Raw genomic sequence first — 24,630 nt, 5'->3', positions numbered from 1 at the left:
AGAACAGAAAGCACAAGCAAGAAAGAAAAGTTGTACTTCTTACTTTCTTGCTTGATTCAAAAAATAGTTATTTCACTTTATATCTTCATTCTAAACCATTCATCAGAAACCGGACTAATTACATAAAAATATGAATCAGAATCTTCATACATCCAAACACCCTTATCCGAAAAACAGAAATCCAAGAAAGCACTATAGATCGGGATTGATCGTACAACTCCTGCATCATCACCATAACTTCCAAGAATATAATTAATTCCCGTATTTTCAAGATAAACACAACCGGTTGCATCATTGGCTGTAGCATTTATCACAAAACCTACATAATGCCATTTACCAGCACCTGTCTCACCCGGGCAAACTATAATATTCCTTGGAGAGCGGTCGTCAAACTCTATTTGCGTAAGCAATCCAGTCAATTTATCACAAATATTATTTCTATCGACAATATGTGTTTTCCAAGAACTTGTATATGTTTTCAGCATATCAGAGCTTTTATTCAAGTCCACCTTAAAGGCTGGATTATCCGTGCTCAAATCTCCTGTATCATATTTATAATAAAGTGCTCCAACAGCCACACCATTCACAGTCAAACCATCAATACTTAATGTAGCTTTCTCATCATTGGTAGTATTAATTGTCATAGCATATTCTGTATGCTTCAATATTTTGCCATTCAGCAATGAGATTTTAATCTTCCAATTGTCATTTTCATCACAAGACATCGCATAATGTGCTGCAAACTGATTGGTTGACGCATTACGAAGTAATCCATTACTCAAATCCGTCTTAAGTATTTCCATGGATTGAGCTTTATTGTAAGCAATAATAGCCAACCGTTTTCTCTCCTTGGCTTGTTGCAGATCCGCAGTAGTTACCGAATTCAGAATCATCGTTTTACCATTCGCTTGTCCCGTTGCAGTAATCTGATAATCAGAATATCCCGTAATGACAAATGTGTTTTCCTGATTTTCTCCTAAATATTGCAACATACCTCCATTCTGCAACGTAAGTAAAACAACCTTTTCACCTTCAAAATCCAAAGAATAATCAGTTTCAACTGCATTCTTCAGCAAACTTTCATCTGAATCCGAAGTCACTGCTCCGTCCTCACTAAATTGGAAATAGAAAGTAACTCCTTCATAAGTCATTTTCCATCCTCCTGCTGTACATAACAAATCTTTCACTTCCGAAGGACGCAGGCGGTCTCCACTCATATTACCTTCATTCTCCCAGTCTTTCCAAGGTTCCGTCATGCCGCAACTATAAAGAGCAAAGCAGCACAACGACAACATTATATAAGTCAATTTCTTCATGATATTCTTCTTTTAAGATTTGAAATTAAAAATTAGGGATATATCCTCCCAAGTCCGGTCCCACCCCATAGTTTTTGGCTGCTCCCGGGGCACAAATACGCAAGTCAATCATCGGCGGAATCCGGTTGTCATTTTTCACTTTCATCACACCGTCAGTAGTGCCTCCCCAAGGATTACGCATCTTGAATAGATGAGAGTCATCGTCCGGTAAAATAAAGGTAAACGCATGTCCACTAGTCGTCTGCCAGTTTTCATCCACTTGTTCACCACTTCTTGTAAAACCACCAATAACCAATCGACCTTGTTTAAGTGACACTTCTACAGCACGTTGCAAGTCTTCAGCAATTAATGCACCTGCACCAAAACCGACACTTTCTCCATCGCCGGTAAAGATGGCAGATACATATTCCGTACCGATACCTCCGACATTAGAACTACCCAGATAAACCTGACGCCACTTCATCATCGCCTTCTCAAGGATTGTAGCCCAAGTAACCTCCTTATTTCTACCGCCTAATGCTCCTAAATCACCACTGTTACCGATAAAATAATCTCCACCTACACTCACAGGTATTTGCTTCCCTGTCGGATCATACATAGTAACCGTGTATGTTTTATCCTTATTATCCTTAATAATATGCTTAATGAAGCGGGGATAGAGATAAGCCATCGAAGCAAATACTGCACATGCGCAACAGTCACCTACCCAACGTTGATTTACATCAGACAAAGCGGGACTTCCATTCGGATAAAGCGATACAACGTTGAATGTATTCCAAGCCATCTTCGTCCCATTGTCTCCAAATGGTTCCGGCTCTTCTGCAGGATCAGCAAGCCATTTCAAGTCTGCTACCGTAGCCTCCAAATCATCTTCATGTTGTTTACCCATTGGAGTGATAGCACTAAATGAACTGGATCCTTTGCTAGAAATCAAGTCGTTGATATTTTCTGTATATGAACGCATAGCCACCAGTTTCCATTCGGCTATTTGCGTGGCAGTACCACCATTGTTTGCTTCAACAGAAAGTTGGTAATAACGATAGGCAGTTGCATTATCTACCTCATAGTTTTTTTCTTCTTTTCTCGCTGCAAAAATTTGGTTAGTCTGTACATCTAATTTCGTCCACGTCGCATTGTCATTCGATCCGTAAAGAGTCCATGTTTTCGGATCCATTTCAGGGGTGTCGGCAGCAGATGTCAGGGAATACGCAGTCACGGCCTTGCTACTGTTTCCGTTCCAAGTGATATGGAAACTGCTGTGATAAGTGACATACTTCGTATCAGCATTATCATCTACCAGGCTCTTAATCTCCGAACCGGCAGGAGCATCCGCATATTCGGCAATAATTGTACCACTAGATGGCATATTCGTATTTCCCGAACCAAGCACATAAGAAGCCGGGGCACTTCCGTTCGGATCTTCTCCTCCATTGCCTCCTTCATCGTCGTCAGATGAACAGCCTGCAAAATAAACAGGAATAAATAAGACAAAGAGAAAAAAGAATCTCTTCACTAGGTTCGTATCGTTAAATCTTATTTGAGGTATCTTCATTGTTTTCTTCTCATTAAATTCTAAAATTATTCATAGATTGGCTAACGGAGTATATTACTCCGTTGTCCATCCTAGATTTTGTACCATTTTCGGATTACGACGCACGTCTTCGTCCGGAATCGGGAAGAGGTAATGTTTAGGTAAGAACGTACGTGTTTCCACCACTACTTTCTCGAAGAATGCAGGAGCATCTGAACGGAATGCCATACCATGAATTGCTCCACCTTCTCCTCCTCTGTGATAATTAGGATAAATCCAGTCATCACCTACAGCCATATTGGCGACTTTCCAACGACGTACATCAAAGAAATGATTCCATTCAAACATCAGCTCAATCAAACGTTCACGACGGATACGTTTATCCACTTCATCACGTGTGTCTTCATAAGGAATACATGCAAATCCATTATCATCTGTCGTACCTGCCACACCATACCCCGGGATACCGGCACGAGCACGTATCTTATTCACATATTTAATGGCTTCACCACGTTGGTCACATGCACTCAATGTTTCAGCATATCCCAAATACATATCGGCCAAACGAAGTAAAGTAGCACAATGTCTGTTAGCTCCATTACGTCCTTCTTTCGGTGCCATTTTACGCATACCATAACCTGTATAAGGAGCATCCCAGTTAGCATTTGCATAACCAGAATTACCGTTAAAAGTTAGCTCCGTTGTCACCTCTCCACGTGGAGTATCTGTCTTCAACCAAGTAGAACCGTTAAACGTGATATTTGCATAGAAACGCGGCTCACGATCAGCCCATTGTTTTAATGTTTTATTTGAATTGGCTTTGAAATAAGTTCTGGAATTAACTACAGCATCTTTGTAGTCCGTAGACCACCCCAGATACCCACTGGAAGGCACCCCTTCATACTCTTCATAATTCTGGTCCTCTACAATTCTACGACCATCTTTCATAAAGTACAAGTCCACCATCTCTTGAGGTACACCAAATCCCAAACCACCTCTCAAAGCACCATTGTTATCATCATAGCCCTTATGATAAGGTGTAGTTTCGTAAGCACGATAATCATGGTCGGCCAACCGTATAAAGATCTGTTCCTTATTCTCAGCACCATAAAGTACCCCCGATGTTGCCTTTCTATAAGATTCATAGAAATCTGTCTTTCCATCTGATGTTTTTTCCGTATACAAAGAGAAAGTACTTCCATATTCATCGAAAAATGCCTTATAAGCGTCACGTGCTGTCTCCCACTTCACCTTTTCCTGTGATTTATCTTGCGGGAAAAGCTGTTTGCCACTTTCCGGGTTAACGATACCGGCATAGTCTGTATTGCAATTAAACAACGGACTTGCTGCATATAACAACATTTTTGCTTTAAAAGCTTTACAAGCAGCTCTATCTATACGTCCCAAATTAGAACCATCATATCTGTCAGGAAGATCATTTGCTGCATCATCAAATTCCTTTACCATGAAATCTACACACTCGTCTACCGAATTACGTTCCTTCAACAGTTCACTTGTTGAAATATCCAATGGTATAGGCTCTTCTCCCAAAATCACAAACGGACCATAAGAGCGGAAAATCATGAAATAATAGAAAGCACGCAACGCTCTGGCTTGCGCCTTCCATTGTTTGCGTTGTGCAGCCGAAGCTTCCAGACAACGATCTACGTTCATTATAAACGTACTGGCGCGAGAAATACCTTTATAGTACTCGATGTACCAGAAGTTAATCCATGAAGAACCTGCATAGGTAGCTCCTGAAGCCCACTCGCTACCATTGTTTCCATCCCATGAAAGTTTACATTCTAACGAACCGGTCGTCCAAATTCCCGACATGGTATTTTTTGCATTACGTTCAAGTGTTTCGTCGGGCACATAGTTATATACATTGTTCAAAAACTGTTCCGTTTTCGAGCGATTGGTAAACGTATCCTCCAAATCATATTGCTGACCGGGGATTGCATCAAAAAAGTCATTGCACGAACTAAGTCCGACTGCCAAAGACAGTGCCAAAGTTCCTATCTTAAATATATTTTTCATATCCTTGCTAACTAATTATTATTTAAAAACTCACATTCACACCCACTGAATATGTGCGTACATTCGGATAAGATGTACCATTATTGGTATTCAATTCCGGATCCCACATCTTAAACTTAGAGAATGTCAGCAAATTAGTTCCCATCAAATAAATACGCGCACTCTTCAAGAATGACCTGTTAATCAATTTCTTTGGAAGTTGGTAAGCAATTGTCAACTGTTTCAGACGCAGAAAGCTGACATCTTTCTGCCACCATGTGCTAGTTTTCATATTATTCTGATTAGCATTGTTTCCATGATGCAGACGCGGATAAAACACATCTTGATTGGTCGGATCGTCAGCAGACCATCTGTCGGTAATGTTTGCAAACAAGTTAGTAATACCCGAACCATCGTTAAAAGGATAAATGGCATTGCCGCTCAAACAACGATCCACCTTGGCATTTCCGGCAAAGAGTGCACCAATAGAGAAATCGCCCAGTTGCAAGTCTGCACCAAAGCCATAATAAATCTTAGGCACATCCCCTTGTCCTATCAAACATTGGTCGTAATCGTCAATCACTCCATCACCGTTTAAATCTTTATATTTAATATCACCCACTTTCGAAATCTGTCCCGGATGTCCTTCGCCAAACTGCTTGGCATGATCCATAATTTCTTCTTCGCTGGTAAACAATCCTTCAGCAATCCATCCCCAACGTCCATTTACGTTCGTTCCTCTCTTTTCCATCCATGGATACTGTACACGAGGATCGTCGTTCTCAATGATTTTATCTTCATTCCATGAGAAATTTCCGCGAACAGTCAAGAAACATTGTTTGCCGAGTTGTTGGGTATATTCTAATGTAGCTTCAAATCCTTTATTGTCTACTACACCCAGATTGGCATAAGGCATTTCTACAAATCCTGAATAATCAGGAATAACACGCCGGGTAATAAAGATGTCCTTACGATGCTCTTTAAAGACATCAAATGTCAATGAAAGATTGTCTTTGAAGAATTTTAAATCAACACCCAAATCTTGTTTACGGGAAGTAGACCAACCTACATTGGCTCCATATTTACTGAATCCCCAACCACCAACACTATTATTCTGATCGCCAAAACGATAACCATCTACACTAGCCATCTGATCGAGGTACATAAAACGACGTCCTGTTACAGCATCCGTACCAACCAAACCATCCGTATAGCGTACCTTAAAGTAAGAAATAACATCTTGCAAAGGTGTCCACCAAGATTCGTTGGAAACAGCCCAACCAATACCGAATGCAGGGAAGAAACCGAAACGTTTGTCGGGGCTGAAATTCTCGGAACCATTGTATCCGGCATTTGCTTCGAAGAAGTAGCGGTCATTCCAAGAATAAGTGACACGGGCAGCTAAACCTTGTTGTTTATAAGGCAAAGAGCCTACCAAATTATCGGAACTTGAACGATAAATTTTCTGATTATATAGCAAGAGGCCGCCTATACGATGTAAACCAAAAGAACGGTCATAATTTAAAGAAGCCTCAAAATAGGTACTTCTGGAATCAGATGCACTTTGGTCGAAGGCCAAATCTTTATGCCCCGTATATGTCAACGCATAACGATAGTCACCGTTTTCATCAAACACATCGTCATTCCATAAACCGTTTTCATCTTTGGTTCCGGCAAAGTTATATGTATCTTCACGCTTGTTGTATTTCAAGTCACGACTGTTATGTACGTCGAAAGCTAACATTGCAGAAACAGAAAAACCTTTACTCCATTTCCAGAAACCAAGATCTTGTGTCAAACGAATGTTGGAGTTCAGCTGATTTCTTGCCTCATTTTTGTATCCCCGACGAATCAAATCAGCATACGGATTACGAAGATCACCATTGGTAGAGATGCCCGGCACAGAACCATCAGGCATCATCAACGGCAAATACACCGGATTGATTTCCATAGCTGACGCAAACAAGTCACCGGTAGACTGTTGAGGATAGTTACCCATTGAAAGGAAGCCGTTGAACCCCAAGTCAATAGTAGTTGTTTCCGTCGGCTTCAAATTCAAGTTAGCTGTATAATTGTAGCGGTCGTAACGTATATTAGCATCATAATTTTCCATTTCAGCAGTACGGGTCAGCCCTTTTTCATTATAATAGCTTAATGAAACATAGTAAGTGGCATTAGGAACACCACCACGTACACTGACATTTACACGGCGGTTATGTCCCCAGTCATTAAACAGTTCATCCATCCAGTTTACATTCGGATACAGATAAGGATTGAACATCAGCGGGTTGTCATTTGGTAGTAAGCCGTGAGCCTTCTTTGTTGCCTCAATGTATTGTGGAGAATATAGCATGCTACCTTTAGTATCCATATAAGCTTCGTTGGCAGCATCCATATAGGTAAAAGCATCTGCCATTTCCGGTTTCTTGGTCAATGTCACAAAACCTTCATAGTAGTCGACAGAAAACTGAGGCTTACCTACTTTTCCCGGTTTAGTCTTAATCAAAATCACACCATTAGCACCGCGCACTCCATACACAGCTGTAGCGGAAGCATCTTTTAATACTGTGAATGATTCGATGTCTTCAGGATCGATATTGTTAAAACTACGCTCCACACCATCCACCAATACCAATGGTTTAGAGTTCTGGCCGGCCAGTGTAGAAATACCGCGAATCCAGAGATCCGAATCATCGTGTCCCGGCTCTCCTGTACGTTGTACAGCCACTACACCCGGCAAACGGCCGGCAATGGCAGAAGATAAATTGGCGGTCGGCATCTTTATATCCTCTATCTTCATTGAAGACTGTGCTCCAACTACCGATACCTTACGCTGATGTCCATAAGCCACTACTACTACCTCATCTAAAGAAGACACATCTTCTACTAAAATTACATCAAGCACTTTCTGCTTAGCAACCTTTACTTCCTGAGGCTTATATCCTATATAAGAAACCACCAGAATAGGATTTTTAGAAGATAACTTGAGATTATACTGCCCATTAGTATCAGTAATAGTACCATTGGTAGTACCTTTTTCCTGAACACTCACTCCTATGAGCAACTCTCCTTTTTCGTCAGAGACACGTCCTGTAACCGAAGTGCCCTGTGCACACACCGTTGTACTAAACGCTATTAAGATTGCCAATAGCCACAACGACTTCGTGTGATGTTTTTCCATTCCAAACAAATTCATGTTACTTGTTTTTTTGATTAATAATAAGGTTATCAAACATGTTTAATTTCTTGTTAACGGAAGCAAATTAAACCCGTTTCCGGTTATTATTAATCCTCTGTAGTGACAAAAAACAGGCAAAAATCAGTTGGCAGACAAGGACACAACAAGTACAATGAGAGCACATTATACAGCACTATAAATCAATGAGTTCACATACAAACAATACAACAAGAGCACAACACAAAGTACAAGTAAGAATTATATATTTTTCCGTTGTTCACGATAATCCTTTGGTGTCATACCGTATTTCCGGGCAAACTCTTTATAAAAATAAGAACGGCTAGCGATCCCTACATCAGCAATTACGTCTTGAATAGAAATATCTTCCTCTCTCAAAAGACGTGCAGCTTTCTCCATTCGATAGTTTTTAATCAAATCGCCGGGAGCAATGGAAGAGATTTCTTTAAATTTTCGATAAAACTGGCGTGGACTCATTGCCATGCGATCGGCTATCAATGTCGATCCCAATTCTTCCTCTGCAAGATTCTGTTCAATCACTTGCAACAACTTACGAATAAAATCCACCTGCTCTGTTGTGGTACAAACGATTTGTCCCGCCAGTTCACCCAGATCTTCCAAATAAATCTGTTTGGCTTCCCGCTTACCATAGATAGCTTTATGAACATCTTCCTTCAAGAATAGAATATCATAGGGCAGCACGATATAGGAATCAGACCATTTAATCAGTTCACGTTGAATAGATGAACTCGCCTTCCATGTCAACAAAGGAATAAAGGCGGTCTTCGACAGTACAGAACGATTCTTACCCACATACTCCATAAATGTACTCTCCTCTTTTGTATACATAGCCATATCGACTAAAAAAACAGCAGGAGCCGAATTGCGAATTTCATCAAATGCGACCTGTACACTTTTCACCGAACGTATCGAATATTCTTCAGAAAGTAATCCCGTTATTAACCAGACCATCTCTTCACGATCTTCCAATAGAAGAATGGTCTTTTTATCATTCGACTGGCCTTCAATTAATATAGCAGGTTTAAAGGTAAGCATCAGGCGATGTCCTTCAGATTCTACATAATGGATAGCTGTATGAAGTTGTTCTAAGGCTGATTGCACAAAGCACAGCATTAATTGAATACCAAAAGACTCGTCGACATCTTTTTTATCATATACAAGACAGGAAGTTCCGATCAGTTGATCCCGTAACTCTTTAAGCATATCCTCCTCACCGGACATAACCAGCAGCATCTTGTTATCTTCTTCTTGTGCACTCACCACGACTTCAGAAGAGGTTCTTTGACAAACAAACTGGTAACAATAATAAAGGATGCAACGCAAAGCATTTTTATAAACGGGGAAAATAAAGCTTTCGGGAATAGAGGATAGTACCGGAGTAGTATTTACACCTTCTGCTTTCAATGCACGAAGTACTTCTACAGACAGCTCTTGCATACACATACGAGCAGACAAAACAAAAGTGATAGGATAAAAATGCTTCAGTTTTTCAGAATAGAGAGTCTCTGGACGGAAAAGAGCATTCATCGCAGTCTCACGTATTAATTCTACCTGTTCACAACGTTGATTATAAGAAACATTTTCTGCACGCAACTGATCGCAAGCATGATAAATGAGAGTGAAGCGATCTAATAAATCACGATTATAACTACCACTTTCCGATACCTCTTTATTACTTTCTGTAGTAAGTAGCCGTTTTAGTATTTGCTCGTGAAGAATATACTTGCGAAGTAAATGAAGCAAATAAATCACAAAGAGCAGCCCCAACAAAATATAAAAGACATAAGCCCACATCGACTGATACCAGGGTGGAAGAATATGTATAGGAATGGAAAAGAATTTATATTCCGTATCAAACACATCTTTTTTATAGCGAACTTTAAAAATGTAATCCCCTGAAGGTACCCCGGTATAGGATGCCTCATTGAGACTACTAAACGAAGTCCACTGTTTATCATACCCTTCCAGGATAAAAGAATACTCTACCTCTTCTCCAGTCAAATAATCAGGGACGGCAAAAGAAAGAGAGAAAGAGACTACTGCCCCTTCCAGTTGCAAGCTTTTTCCATCGGCTGCATAATAATCCCCTAAATTTACTGCCGTTCGTCCAATCCATAATCGACGTAGCAGAATATCCGGATTGAATTCCGGAGCAGCTGCCACCTTACGGTCTAAATACAACAATCCATCAACTCCTCCCAAGAAAAGACTACCCGTATATGGACATTGGTAATAAGCATCATCACTGAACTCCCCTATCTGTACACCCGCACTGTAATAATAATCATGTGACGAGCCATTTTGAGGATTATATTTGATAAGCCCACGATTAGTTCCTAACCATAGAAAACCATTACCATCCTCCAATACACCGTGTATCATATCATTAAGCAGCCCTTGTTCCCTACCGATATAAGCAGCTTCTATCTTCTTCTCATGAAAGGTGAGGCAGACTAAACCGGAAGTAGTTCCTACGTACATTCTACCGTCTTGGGTACGATACAAACTCAATATATCATCCACTGACTTGCGGAGCATCTCTTTCAGAGAAATAACCTGATATTCTTCCGTTCGCTTATCAAAACGCACAAGTCCTTTTTCACGGCTTCCCAACCATAAGATAGAATCACCTTCCGCCAACATGGGATAAAACATCGTGATTTCCTGTTGTTCATGAAAAAAACGATATCGTTTCTGTCGACGAATACTAATCTGCCCTGCTTTTTTCTCAAGCACCATCTTATAGAAACCGACTCCTGCAGTTACAACATATAATACGCTATCACTTTCTTCATAAATATCATGTATTTCAATAGCAGGTTGGCCACCCGAAGAACATTCCACCGGATGCACAGCATCATCCCTGAACGAATAATAGAACAAGCCCGGATCTCCCGCCCCAATCCAGAAACCATCCATATAACGACTCTGAACCAACTTATAGGCATGAAACTCTTGATTCCATTTTATATATGATGATACCACCTGCTTTTTGCCGGGGGAATAAACTGTAGCTCCCAGAGGAGTGTTTCTCGTTGCCTGATGGTAATCAGGCACATGCAAAAGCCCATCTCCTTTTGTTCCGAACCATAGTCCTCCGTATTTATCAGTCATTACCGAACGTACCTGCCTGCTCAAATTGGCCGACATGCGATTGAGCATCAAATTCGTAGCTATCGAATATTTCTTAGCATACATCACCGCCCCTTGTCCGTCCGACGCAATCCAAAGTAGTCCTTGGTGCGGTTCCCGGTAAATCCCATAGATACGGATATTACGATTAACCACCTCTTCTTCATACTTCTTGGAGGTACGCAACCGAATCAGTCCATTGGCACGAAATCCAATAACAATATCTTCATAAAAGGGAACGATTCCCTTTATCACCCCATATTTTTGCACTAGCGATGAAAGGTTACGGATATAGATTTTAGACTTACGGGAGATATCATACATATACAAATCCTTGTCGCAATCTATAAAGCAAAAAATACCGTTCTGATAGAATATATCTTCAATGGCTTTCGAATGAAACTTGTTTGTTGAGACAGACAACTTTACTGATAGGCTATCCGCATCAAAAGCATTCAAAGAATAATTCTGAATCTGTCCTGTATGAAGAGGAAACAGCCAAAGAACTCCATCATCAGTCACAAATGCACGCTGTTCCATATTATCCATAGGTAGAGCTGAAGTCTGTGCCCGGATAAAACTTTGATGCTTCGTATTATAATAGTAAATCCCATCGCCGGCAAGAATCCATGTATTTCCCTGATTATTGGAATGGACATAATAATCACCTGAAAAATCGTAGTTACCTACCACCTGTCTTGTCTTTTGTGAAAAGCGATTTACTCCTAAATGAGTAGAAATCCATAAACAGCTGCTATCAGCCTGCGAAATAGAATGGATTACGTTGTTACTTAACGTTTTGCTTTCAGAAAAATCAGAACGAAACACCTCCATCGTCTTTCCATCCCAACAGTTCACCCCATCATACGTGCCAAACCACATCAGTCCTACATTATCTTGAAAAAGACAAAGTACTGCACTATTGGATAGCCCCTGCTGATAGTCTACTTTCGAGAAGAAATAAGTATCATTATCAGCTACAGCAGCCAATGAACTCATCATTATAAATAATGCAATCAGCTTTATTTTCATGTCGTACGTTTATCAATAAGCTGTTCAAAACCTGTTAGGTCTCTTGCTGATACTGTTACGGACATTAGCAACATTACTAGTAATACTTGTACTGTTTGCATGCTCTTTGATTTGTTAGTTCCTTCCTAGTCTCAACAGAAGTGTACATACAAAAGAAGCGTGAGACCGCTAAACTTATATCCAAGTGCAGGTTCTGGACTACCTCTGTGTTGAATATAAGCAAAAACAGCTCACGCCCTTGACTGTATATCAGCACCTAAGTGCAGCATACAAACCAAAGGGAGAACGTTTTGTTTATTTCCTCAACACAGCTCGAATTGTCCAGATTCGCACTTGAGAAAAAGCACTAAACGCTTCCTTATAATAAAGACGTCCTAAAGGACAGTACAAATATACTACAATTTTTCTTTAATTGTGCTTTTCATATATCAAATCTACATATCCAAGCCGTTTGTTTTTCATTGATATAAGACCTATAAAACTTTGTATATCAATCGATATTCTTGTGTCATATCTATTCTAACGAAGCAGAGAAGTAAGCTATATTGATTACTTCTTCTCAATACCGCTTACTTCTCATACAATCTATTAATAGAAAAGTTGCTCTTGATTAAGTCCAAACTTTCTTTTTATTAACAGTAAAGTTGCTTTTTATCCGTTCCAATCTATAAATGCAACCTTCATTTATAAAAACAAAGGTTCCGTTTTTAAAAACAAAGCTTGCATTTATAAAAATGAAGCTTGCATTTTAAGTTTGTAAATAATAAAAGAGAAGTTTACTATTAGACGAAAGGAAGTTTAGACTTAATCAAAAGAAACTTTATTGTTAATACTCAAGGAGGAGAATAACTATTATTCAGTTGGATATCATCCTAATAAAAAAGGTCTCGTATATCATGTGAGACAGCTCATTCAGCTATCTTTATGATATACGAGACTCCAATGTTATAAACAAGATCCTATTCTACAGGATATTATTTTGCTAATTCGTTAATTACATCCATAATTTTCTGACCGATTTCTTCGGCAGCTTCCATGGTAGACGCTTCGCTATATACGCGGATGATTGGCTCTGTATTACTTTTACGCAAATGTACCCATTTGTCGGCAAAGTCAATCTTCACACCATCGATATCGTTGATTTCTTCATTCTTATAGATTTCCTTTACTTTTGCAAGGATAGCATCTACATCGATCTCCGGAGTCAGGTCGACACGGTTCTTAGCTATGAAGTAAGGAGGATAAGTGGCACGAAGCTCGCTAACTTTCTTTCCTTCATGAGCCAGATGGCTAAGGAATAAAGCAATACCTACCAATGCATCACGACCATAGTGGCTGGCAGGATAGATCACTCCACCATTTCCTTCACCACCGATAACGGCATTGGTTGCTTTCATCTTCGTTACAACGTTTACTTCGCCTACTGCAGAAGCACTGTATTCCATACCATATTTACGGGTTACGTCACGCAGGGCACGGGTAGAGCTCAAATTGGAAACTGTATTACCCGGAGTATGTTTCAGCACATAGTCAGCCACAGTAACCAGTGTATATTCCTCACCGTACATTACACCATTTTCGCAGATCATTGCCAAACGGTCAACGTCCGGGTCTACAACGAATGCTACATCTGCTTTGCCCCCTTTCATCAGGTTCATGATGTCACCGAGGTTCTTTTCAAGCGGTTCAGGGTTGTGTTGGAAGTTTCCGGTAGGTTCACAATAGAGTTTTTCTACATGTTTCACACCCAAACGTTCAAGAAGTTCAGGGAGAATGATACCGCCTACAGAGTTCACACAGTCAATCGCTACACGGAAATTGGCTTTCTTGATAGCTTCTACATCTACCAAGTCGAGAGCCAATACACTGTCGATATGTTTCTGATTATAAGTCAGGTCTTTGCGGTAAGATCCCAGATGGTCAACATCGGCATAGTCAAATTCTTCAGCTTCAGCAATACGAAGTACTTCGTTACCTTCGGCTGCATTCAGAAATTCACCATGTTCATTCAGCAATTTCAGTGCATTCCACTGTTTCGGGTTATGAGAAGCTGTCAGGATAATACCGCCACAGGCGCCTTCCATTGTTACAGCAAGTTCTGTGGTCGGGGTAGAAGCAAGATCAATGTCTACTACATCCCAGCCCATTCCCATCAATGTGCCGACTACTACGTTTTTTACCATTTCACCGGAAATGCGGGCATCACGTCCCACAACAATCTTATTACTCTTTGCCTTGCAGGTTCTACGAATCAAAGTAGCATAAGCCGAGGTAAATTTTACAATGTCAAGCGGGTTTAGTCCTTCTCCCGCTCCTCCGCCGATAGTTCCGCGGATTCCAGAGATAGATTTGATTAGAGTCATAGGTTCTTTACTTAAAGATTTGATTTATTTAATGTTAGTGGTCTAGCTTTTTGCTTTCTCAAACTTCCGGATATCATAGAAATAAGGATTGACATATTGTTGTGCAGTTGTATGTCCCATCTTAGAAGGTACAATCAGGCGTACATGTGCATTATTACGCAAATAAGGTAAGGCAATCAGCCATCCAGATGGAATTGCAGTTCCATAACCATTAGCAACTGTCCACAAATAGTCATAATCAAAATCACCAGATAAAACGATTCCATAAACAGTAGATGTGTTTTGCACATAACGGAATGTTAATGGAGACTTATAATATTCAGAGATATCCATCCATTTTTCCAAAGGAACATTGAAACATGTAGTATCTCCTGTCATCATATCCTGTTCTACATAGCGGGTGCAAATGACATTATTGTTAGCAAAAGTATCTACCTCATTAATAACTTCAACTCCATCCTTATCCTCTTTTCCTCCCCGATCTACGATCTGCATATATACGCCATTGGAGAAAGCAACGTATTCGTCATATCCATTCCCCGCTTCTTTAGAAGCTGTAATAGTATCCCGTTCAAACTCTTCCAGTGAAATGACACGGATATCATTATCTTTGATGAACTTATTCACCGCATTTTTCTCGTCTTCCAGCATTTCTGCATAAGTCTTCGAATTGTCGCATGCCTGGAACAGACTTCCGGCGGTTAACAAAGAGAGAAATAAAAATACAAGTTTCTTCATTATCTGTTATTTAGCTATATTCCGCACAAATGTATCTCAAAATCATTAAAAGTTGAAAGGGGGAAGTTGAAAGTTCGTATCTTTTAACCTTTCCATATTCACTTTTAACCTTCCATCTTTAGCTTTTCGCTGTTAGTAAAGGTTTATATTTCTCAAGCGCTTTCTCAAAGACCGCTTTTGCCTCTTCCATCGTTCCGAAAAATTCACCGCCCGAAGCATTCAAGTGGCCTCCTCCATGGAAGAATTCGGCAGCTAACTGATTGCATGGGAATGTTCCTACTGAACGAAGGGATATTTTAATCATCGGTTTCTCGGTATCTTCCCTCAAGAAGCAAGAGAAACAGACATTTTTAATGGAAAGGGGAATATTAACAAAGCCTTCGCTATCGCCTTTTATATAGTTGAATTTACTTTGCTCTGCCTTTGTCAGGGTGATTAAAGCCGAATTATAATCCGAATACACAGTCATGTTCGATAATACATATCCCATCAAACGTAAACGACTCTCCGAATAGGTGTTGTACACCTTACGATAAATATCATCTTTATCGATTCCTTTAGAAAGGAGTTCGCTAATGATAAAGTAAATCTCCCGGTTGTTCGAGTTATAGGTGAACCCACCGGTATCTGTCATCATCCCTGTGTAAATACATTCTGCACCTTCCTTAGAGATATCACTGAAATATCCCATACGGCAGATAAGACGGAATATCAGTTCGGAAGTAGAAGATATTTTGGGATAGGACATTACTATCTTACAGAAATCTTCAGGATATAAATGATGATCGATCATTATTTTACGTGCCGGAGAAGCGGCCACAGCATCTGCCATATCGTCGATACGCTTCAGTGCATTGAAATCGAGGCAACAGATGACGTCTGCTTCAGCGATCAATTTATCTGCAAAGTCTTTGTAACGGTCATACAACAGGATATCCTTACTGCCCGGCATCCACCGCAGAAAATCGGGAAAAGCATTCGGCACAATTACATTTACTGTTTTCTCTTGTGAATCTAAAAAATGATATAATCCCAGTGAAGAACCGATAGCATCGCCGTCAGGAGAAACATGAGATACAATTACTATTTTGTCAGCTCGTTCAAACCATTTGGTGAAATGGTCTATTTTGGCTTGTTCAATTACTTTCGTCAACATACTCTTATACTTTATCAAGGTGCAAATGTACGATAAATCTTTGTACTTAGAGCAAAAAGCGGACAGAACCTTCGTCGGATAGCGAGATAAACCGCAGACCGGATTGCTTGCATTCGCTTTCAAGGAGGTGTCTGCGGTATTCCGAGAGAGATGCGTCCAATATGACGTAAGAGAAAGAAAAGATTCGGGTGAGCTCTTCCAGATGTCCGTCATACCCTTTGCATAAGTAAAGATACTGAATATATAACGGAGAAACAGTGGTTTTGTTCCGCCAATGGTTATCATTTATTACACAAATATGACAGCCATGATAGGATATAATCTGCTGCTGACGGTTAAGTTCCATATACCGGCAATCGCCAGTTATTTCTCTGGGAGGCAGAAGGTGATGATGCTTCCAATAGTTAGCAGTCATGCGTTTCAGACGTTTTTCATTGGGGATAGTATCTACATAGTTTATCCAGGAACGTCCATCGCTCTCAATGCAATGTACTGCAGGGCAACCGCGCACGTTATAAAAGACCAGACTTGTCCGGGGACGATCTAGCCAATATAATGTTGCATGATAAGTCCCTAGTAATAAGATAGAAAAAAGACAAATCAATAAATTCCGGTATCGACGGTTCAGGAAATAATAGGTTAACAAAGAGCCAACGATATAGATACCCAATATTTCTGACTGATAAAGCCAGATTCCATCTATAGAAGCGTAAGGAAGCTGTTCCACCCATCGGACGAAGAAATTAAGTCCTTCCAATAGTTTCTTAACACCTTCGGCCACTACGATCTGAAGCCACGAAAGAGGAGTCAGAAGAAGCATAATGACAGCAGCATACAGGATAATCGTAATGAAAGGGATAACAACCAAGTTCGTCAATAGAAAATGTACAGGGAACCGGGAGAAATAAAACATGACAAGCGGAGCCGTTCCTATTTGTGCAGCAACAGACACACTTATCAGTCCCCAAATATATTTTCCTATTCTACCTTTCACCGTAATCAGATGATAGATTGGCTTTTGAATCAATAGGATGGAAGCAACAGCAAGGAAAGAGAGCTGGAAACCAACATCAAACAACCATGCCGGATTGCAGAATAACATCAACCATGCAGCTGCCGCCAATGTATTTAAAGATAGCGGTTGGCGACCAACCATATCTGCCATTGCTAAAATCGAAAACATACTGACCGAGCGTACTACCGAAGGAGAAAGTCCTGTGAAAAAGGCAAAAGCCCATAATAGGATAAGAAGAAGAACAGAACGTATAACTCTACCTATATTTCCTCTTCGGGCAATAGGTTTCAGTATGAAAAAGAGCAATGTATATAAAAGCCCGATATGCAAACCGGATAGAGCTAGAATATGACTTGCACCGGCCACCGAATAACTCTCACGAACCGAATCACTTAATTCCGTTTTGTCTCCTATGGTCAGTGCTGAAAGTACAGCCAGTTCATCGCCGAAAAACCCTAGTTTCTGATAAAGTGAAATCATCTTTCTTCGGCAAGAGCTGGCTATACTTTTGAGATCAAGGTTATTCATTCCGTCCTGTTTTGTCCATTTCCCGGATGCAACATATCCTGTTCCACTGATTCCTTTCCGCATCAGGAAGCGGGCATAATCAAATTCATCAAAGTTGCGATTGTTGAGAGGGGGAGAAATACGGGCAGAAATCAGCAGTTCATCTCCACTTTTCAACCGGGTGACGGCCGAATCTTGCTGTAGATAAAGGATTGCAGCACGTTCTATCGGATATGTGCCGGTAGTATCACGCCGTTCCTTTAATAATGTCTGACAGAGGTAAGTATATTCTTTCGCTTGAGGTGCATCCGTTATTAAAACCCGATACACTGTTTCTTCTTCCGGAAAAGAGTAGACAGCGTGTTGTAATTGCCAAGTTATTCCAAGCCATCCTCCTATAAAACAAAGGATAGAGACTGCTAATCCAAAACACCATCGCAAAGAATGGCGTTTCAGGAAATAAAGAACAAACAATAAAGCAATACAAAGTCCAAGGGTTAGAATACTCCAAAAAGGTTCTCGTGAACGGTCAAAAAAATGATCTCCACAAAAAACGCCTGTTATCCAAGGGATAATCAGGCGTATATAGGGATATCGATGGATGTAAAAAGTACTCAACAGAAGAGTTACAGTTCGTGCAACTGACGAATCATCGCTTCCGGATCCGGTGCCGCAAAGACAGCATTACCAGCCACTAACACATCGGCTCCCGCCTCAACCAAACGGGCACCTGTTTCCAGATTCACCCCACCGTCTACTTCAATCAGCGCTTTCGAACCTGTCCGTTCAATCAGGGCACGCAGTTCACGAACTTTTTCTACTGAATGTTCGATAAACTTCTGTCCGCCAAATCCCGGATTCACGCTCATGATAAGCACCATATATACATCCCGGATAATATCTTGTAAAAGAGCTACAGGAGTGGCCGGATTGATAGTTACAGCAGGCTGCATCCCGGCTTCTCTGATTTGTTGAATCACCCGATGCAGATGCGGGCAAGCTTCATAATGCACATTCATCGTATGGGCGCCCAACGCTTTTACCTCCGGAATAAACTTTTCCGGATTCACAATCATCAAATGCACATCCAGCGGTTTCTGGCTTAACTTCGCCACATATTTCAGTACCGGAAAGCCAAATGAAATGTTCGGAACAAATACTCCGTCCATAATATCAATATGTACCCACTCCGCTTCACTGCGGTTTACCATTTCAATATCCTTTGCCAAATATCCAAAATCGGCAGAAAGAATGGAAGGAGCGATAATCGGTTTCATAATTCTTTTATTTTAGGTTCTAGCCGTCTCTTATTCGGGACGTTTTATTCTATTTATAATCTAATGGCTTACTCGTTTTAATCTGCTCATCCGATTAATTACTTCATCAGACAACCATCTTCCAGGTGATATCCACGAAGCAATTCATCTATTTTCAGACGTTTTTTACCGGGAAGTTGTAAAGAAAGAATAGATACAAATCCATCCGGTACAGCTACTTTCATGAATTTCTTTCCATCGGTCACGATTGTTCCTGTAGCTAATTGATGTGATTCATAAATCTTCTCGCTTTCAAATATCTTCACGACCACTGCTGCTCCTTCTTCAGAAGTAACCAGTTCACTCCAGGCAGCAGGATAAGGTGATAATCCACGGATAAAATCGTATATCTTCTTCACCGACTGATTCCAGTCAATCCGGCAGGTTTCTTTAAAGATCTTCGGAGCAGGACGAAGTTCACCGACAACTGCCATTTCTTCTTGAGGAATCGGTTTTACCGTTCCATTCAATATAGCGTCTACCGTTTCAAGAACCAGTTTTCCTCCCAGCACCATCAACTTATCATGTACCACTTCCACATTATCCGTATCTGCAATAGGCACACGCACTTGCTGAATGACTTCTCCGGTGTCTATCTCGTGTTTCAAAAAGAAAGTAGTAATTCCGGTTTCCGTATCACCATTGATTACTGCCCAATTAATGGGGGCAGCTCCACGGTATTGAGGAAGCAAAGAAGCATGAAGATTGAACGTACCCAGTCGTGGCATATTCCATACCACTTCCGGCAACATACGAAAAGCAACTACAATCTGCAAGTCCGCCTTCCATTCACGCAATGCTTCTACAAAAGCCTCATCTTTCAACCTTTCCGGTTGAAGTAACGGCAAATTTTGTTCAAGCGCATATTGCTTTACAGGAGAATACTGAATCTTATGTCCGCGTCCGGCAGGCTTATCGGGCATTGTAATCACACCCACTACATTATAACCGCCTTCAACTAATTGACGCAGGGCCTCTACCGCAAAATCGGGAGTCCCCATATATACTATTCTTAAATCTTCTTTTTCCATAATCGTCTTATAATCTGCATAGAAACCTGTTATCTGCATAAGCCCGGCTCCGGCATCTTGCCGATTGTCGGTTAGTCTTCAGAGAAATGTACCAATACTTGCCGGTATGAATTAAATATCTTCGATTTAGAAACAAATCCCTGATATCGCCCTTCTTCATCCACTACCGGAAGATTCCAGGCTTTCGTATCATCAAACGTCTGCATCACCTGTTCCATTCCATCCGTATCGAATATCTTGGCAGGGGCAGATGTCATTAATTTATTAACAGTGAAACGGTGATAAAGTTCTTGCCGGAACATGATGTTACGAATGTCGTCGAGAAGTACAATTCCCAACAATCCACCCGTTTTCTTATCTGTCACCGGGAACACATTTCGATGAGAAGCAGCTATTGCTTTCACTAATTCGCCCAAATCCATTTCCGGATGTACGACAACGAAATCTTTCTCCACCACATTTTCCATTTTCATCAACGTCAACACGGCTTTATCCTTATGGTGTGTAAGCAGCTGTCCCTTCTTGGCTAAACGCATCGAATAGATACTATGAGGTTCGAAAGCTATAATGGTCAGATATGAACTTACGGATACAATCATCAACGGAAGGAATAAATCATATCCCCCTGTCAATTCGGCGATCAGGAACACCCCTGTCAACGGAGCATGCATAACGCCACTCATCACTCCCGCCATCCCCATCAATGCAAAATTCTTCTCCGGCAAATAAGCGGAGAAAGCAAAGTCATTGCTAAAATGAGAGAAGACAAACCCGGCGATACATCCCAGATAAAGTGAAGGTGCAAAGATACCACCACAACCACCGCCACCATTCGTTGCACTGGAAGCAAAGACCTTCAGCAGAATAATCAGCATCAGATAAACCAGCAGCAAATTGCCATAGCCATAAAACATAGAATTGTTCATGACCGTATCCCACTCTGCCGCAGACGTTCCATTCAGCAAAAGATTAATGGTATCATATCCTTCACCGTAAAGAGGCGGGAAAAGAAAGATCAATATACTCAACATCACACCACCGAAAGCCAGCTTCTTATAAGGGTTGTTGAGTTTACCAAAGACACCTTCCACCGAATTCATGGCACGTGTAAAGTACAATGAAATCAGTCCGCAAAAGATTCCCAGTAAGATAACAAAAGGAATACGCTCCAGTTCGAATGCCTGATCCAGATGAAACTTAAACATAGCCTCCGTACCGGTGATTATATATGAAACGGTTGCCGCTGTCACGGCAGAAATCAGCAGGGGAAGTAAAGAGGACATGGTCAGGTCGATCATCAAGACTTCCAATGTAAATACCAATCCCGCAATCGGAGCTTTAAAAATGCCGGCAATCGCACCTGCCGCACCACAGCCGACGAGCAACATCAGCGTGCGATGCTCCATCTTGAATACACTCCCTAAATTGGAACCGATTGCCGAACCTGTCAGTACAATCGGCGCCTCTGCGCCGACCGACCCACCAAAACCGATGGTGATGGCACTGGCAATCGTAGAGGACCAGATATTATGTCGCTTAATACGTCCCTGTCTACGGGAAATAGCATATAGAATTTTGGTGACTCCATGGCTGATGTCATCCTTAACAATATTACGAACAAACCAACCTGCAAGAAAAATCCCGACTACCGGATATACCAAATACAAGTAGTTAGCTTCCGTTGCATTAAAATTATCAGTTAGGAAATTCTGTATCTGATGGATAAAGAATTTCAATATTAATGCGGCAAACGCAGTGAAAATTCCGACCAGGAAACTTAATATCAGGATAAATTGCTTCTCCTTTATATTCGCTTCCCGCCATTTGATGCAACGCTGTAATAAACTAAGTTTTTCTCCCTTCATTTATTCGCGAATTATCTTTATCACTCCACCTTTTTCCAACTTAATAATACTTGAGGGTCTCGGCCGGCTCATATCGTCCTGGCGAAAGCCAACGATATAATCTACCGCCGATTTGATTTCATCACTGATTTCACTAAAATTAGCCGCACCCGGCTGCCCGCTGACATTAGCCGAAGTAGAAACGATTGCTTTACGGAACTGCTGACAGAGTCGTCTGGAAAAGTCTTCATTCGTCACCCGAATCCCTACACTGCCATCCTCGGCCAGCAAATTCGATGCTAAATTACGTGCTCCGGAATAAATAATCGTCAACGGCTTGTCGGCAACTTCAATCAAATCCCATGCAACATCAGGCACATCCTGTACATAAAAATCTACTTTAACCGGAGAGTCTACCAAGACCAGCATAGCCTTGCTGTCAGCGCGTTTCTTAATCTCATACACGCGGCGTACAGCCTCTTCATTAGTCGCATCACAGCCTATACCCCATACGGTATCGGTGGGATAAAGGATCACTCCTCCTTCATTCATCACCTGACAGGCTTTTTTAATATCTTCTATCATTTCTTGATTAATTTCCGTTAAGAACAAGACGCAAAAATAACACTTTTATTCCATTTAGTGAAATCTATCCCGACGTTTTTAAGTCCCTCAAAAATATAGATTGACACAACAAACCATACAAAAAAGAAAGAACGATGTAAATTAAGAGATAACCTACATCGTTCTATAAAAAACAGATCATTCAAAAAATCAACCCCTAACGCTATCTGTTCTTCCAACTATTGTCCAGATTCGGGTTCAAAATCACATCTTCATAGGGATAAGGAACATACATCTTACTGTCATCCCAAGTTCCGGTGACTGCTACTGCTTCTTTCCTGAAAACTCCGGGCGCCACTTCAATAGGCTCATTTTTCTTACGGAATTCAAAATGATCCTTATACCGGTACATTCTGAACATATCCCTGGCTCTGCTCGCAATACCGCCCCAATAATAACCGGCCATTTCCCAACCATGTTCATTGTAGGCTGCTTCCGCCAGTTCATCAGGAGACATATCCGTCGTATATCTATTTGTTTTTTCACCGTCTGCCCTGTTGCGCACTTCGTTCAACACCTTAACCGCCTGTTCATTGATTTCTCCCGCACGACCTGTTGCTTCGGCATACCAGCAATATACTTGCGAAAGACGTAATAACTGGAATGTTTTCTCCCCCGATGCATTGACTACGGCAGGATTTGTATAATCAAATTCTGTTCCGCGTACAGCACCTTCCACGGTCTTCATAAAGACAGGTGCCACTACCTCGCGGGAAGCAGGATCGGTATCATACCACCAATCATATAGTTTCCCGTCGCTAAGCATGATTTTCGGGAAATACGTAGCATCTTTACGAGGGCCTTCGGGGAAGTTCATCCAGAAATTAATTTCTCCATTCGTATCTCCCCAACCGGCCTGTTTCATATCTTGCAGGAAATCGGTCAAGGGAGCGGATTGTCCTGCTGCATCCCTATTATAATAGATACCCAACAGAAGTTCCGTATTCTTATTATTGTATTCCCATGAATATACCTGGCTATATTCCGGCAGCAGTTTATTATAGTAGCTACCACCATCTGCACCGTCTATCACTTCTTTGGCTTTGGCGGCAGCCAGCTTGTAATATTCTACTCCTTTATTAAGCGGCCATCCTGCCATACACATATAGACATAAGCCATCGTTGCTTTTACGGCTCCCTCACTTACAGCAATGTTCATTCCATTTCTGCCATACGGTTCCTTCGTGTACAATGCGGGACAATCGGTTTCTGCTATTTTCAGATCAGACAGAATCAATTCGTACACTTCTTCTTCCGTCTTCAACGGAGCATTATAATCTATTTCTTCTTTCAGCATGATGGGAACCCGTCCCCAAGTAGTCACCAGATAAAAATAAGAGTAGGCCCTCCAATAATGTGCTTGTGCAATAGCCACTTTTATATCGTCTTTTGATACCTCCGGCGTACGCTCCGCATTATTTATGATAAAATTGGCAGCCTTGATGACTTTGAAACGCTGCTCCCACATACTGGACAACCACGAGTTATTGTCTTTCACATCAAACTGATCGTGTTCACGAAGAGGTTGTTTATTACTGGAAGGATGAGTGGAGATATCATCTCCCACCAGGAAGTTCGTTCCACAAAGATTATTACTAGCCTGTGAACTTGCGATCACGGAATAGAGAGCCGTCAGCGAAGCGTCCAGATCTTCTTTGTTACTGAAATAGGTATCCGAAGGTAACTGTCCTTTCGGATCTTCTTCCAGAAAATCACTACACGAAGTCCAACACAAAGCTGTCAGAAGCACAGGCAAGGCTTTCATTATAAAGGTATATGCTGTTTTCAT

General features: G+C 41.1%; 14 protein-coding genes. All 14 read right to left on the bottom strand.

The annotated features are described in order from the left end of the window. Positions 1 to 77 precede the first annotated feature (77 nt). Positions 78 to 1,316: a hypothetical protein gene (locus tag NQ505_RS10085; protein ID WP_009000318.1), complete on the bottom strand. Its 1,239-nt coding sequence runs from the start codon at positions 1,314 to 1,316 to the stop codon at positions 78 to 80. Between the two features lie 25 nt (positions 1,317 to 1,341). Next, a complete protein-coding gene (locus NQ505_RS10080) occupies positions 1,342 to 2,868 on the bottom strand; it encodes a C2 family cysteine protease (protein WP_009000317.1) in 1,527 nt (508 codons plus the stop codon). 54 nt (positions 2,869 to 2,922) lie between these two features. Then, complete coding sequence (locus NQ505_RS10075; RefSeq protein WP_009000316.1) at positions 2,923 to 4,887, bottom strand: RagB/SusD family nutrient uptake outer membrane protein; 1,965 nt, start codon at positions 4,885 to 4,887, stop codon at positions 2,923 to 2,925. Positions 4,888 to 4,909: 22 nt separating this feature from the next. Next, positions 4,910 to 8,062 (bottom strand): SusC/RagA family TonB-linked outer membrane protein, encoded by a 3,153-nt coding sequence (locus NQ505_RS10070; protein ID WP_009000315.1) that lies wholly within the window; start codon positions 8,060 to 8,062, stop codon positions 4,910 to 4,912. Positions 8,063 to 8,302: 240 nt separating this feature from the next. Next, a complete protein-coding gene (locus tag NQ505_RS10065) occupies positions 8,303 to 12,247 on the bottom strand; it encodes an AraC family transcriptional regulator (RefSeq protein WP_009000314.1) in 3,945 nt (1,314 codons plus the stop codon). A gap of 974 nt (positions 12,248 to 13,221) precedes the next feature. After that, positions 13,222 to 14,610: a phosphoglucosamine mutase gene (gene glmM / locus NQ505_RS10060; RefSeq protein WP_004305440.1), complete on the bottom strand. Its 1,389-nt coding sequence runs from the start codon at positions 14,608 to 14,610 to the stop codon at positions 13,222 to 13,224. A 42-nt stretch (positions 14,611 to 14,652) separates the two neighbouring features. After that, a complete protein-coding gene (locus NQ505_RS10055; protein WP_009000313.1) occupies positions 14,653 to 15,348 on the bottom strand; it encodes a DUF4827 domain-containing protein in 696 nt (231 codons plus the stop codon). Between the two features lie 118 nt (positions 15,349 to 15,466). After that, positions 15,467 to 16,504, bottom strand: coding sequence for a DHH family phosphoesterase (locus NQ505_RS10050; protein WP_004311034.1), 1,038 nt, complete (start codon positions 16,502 to 16,504; stop codon positions 15,467 to 15,469). A gap of 46 nt (positions 16,505 to 16,550) precedes the next feature. Further along, positions 16,551 to 18,644, bottom strand: coding sequence for a ComEC/Rec2 family competence protein (locus NQ505_RS10045; RefSeq protein ID WP_009000312.1), 2,094 nt, complete (start codon positions 18,642 to 18,644; stop codon positions 16,551 to 16,553). A gap of 8 nt (positions 18,645 to 18,652) precedes the next feature. Next, positions 18,653 to 19,303, bottom strand: coding sequence for a ribulose-phosphate 3-epimerase (gene rpe / locus NQ505_RS10040; RefSeq protein WP_009000311.1), 651 nt, complete (start codon positions 19,301 to 19,303; stop codon positions 18,653 to 18,655). 98 nt (positions 19,304 to 19,401) lie between these two features. Further along, positions 19,402 to 20,373 carry a methionyl-tRNA formyltransferase gene (gene fmt, locus NQ505_RS10035; RefSeq protein WP_032853872.1) on the bottom strand — a complete coding sequence of 324 codons (972 nt, stop codon included), beginning with the start codon at positions 20,371 to 20,373 and terminating at the stop codon, positions 19,402 to 19,404. Positions 20,374 to 20,444: 71 nt separating this feature from the next. After that, positions 20,445 to 22,238: a chloride channel protein gene (locus NQ505_RS10030; RefSeq protein WP_004324749.1), complete on the bottom strand. Its 1,794-nt coding sequence runs from the start codon at positions 22,236 to 22,238 to the stop codon at positions 20,445 to 20,447. Next, a complete protein-coding gene (locus tag NQ505_RS10025) occupies positions 22,239 to 22,802 on the bottom strand; it encodes an L-threonylcarbamoyladenylate synthase (RefSeq protein WP_004297304.1) in 564 nt (187 codons plus the stop codon). Positions 22,803 to 23,004: 202 nt separating this feature from the next. Next, a complete protein-coding gene (locus tag NQ505_RS10020) occupies positions 23,005 to 24,630 on the bottom strand; it encodes a RagB/SusD family nutrient uptake outer membrane protein (protein ID WP_009000309.1) in 1,626 nt (541 codons plus the stop codon).

It is taken from the genome of Bacteroides sp. D2 (assembly GCF_025147085.1).
Lineage (GTDB): Bacteria > Bacteroidota > Bacteroidia > Bacteroidales > Bacteroidaceae > Bacteroides.
The sequence above is the reverse complement of the archived record's forward strand: the minus strand, read 5'-3'. Positions and strand labels throughout refer to the sequence as shown.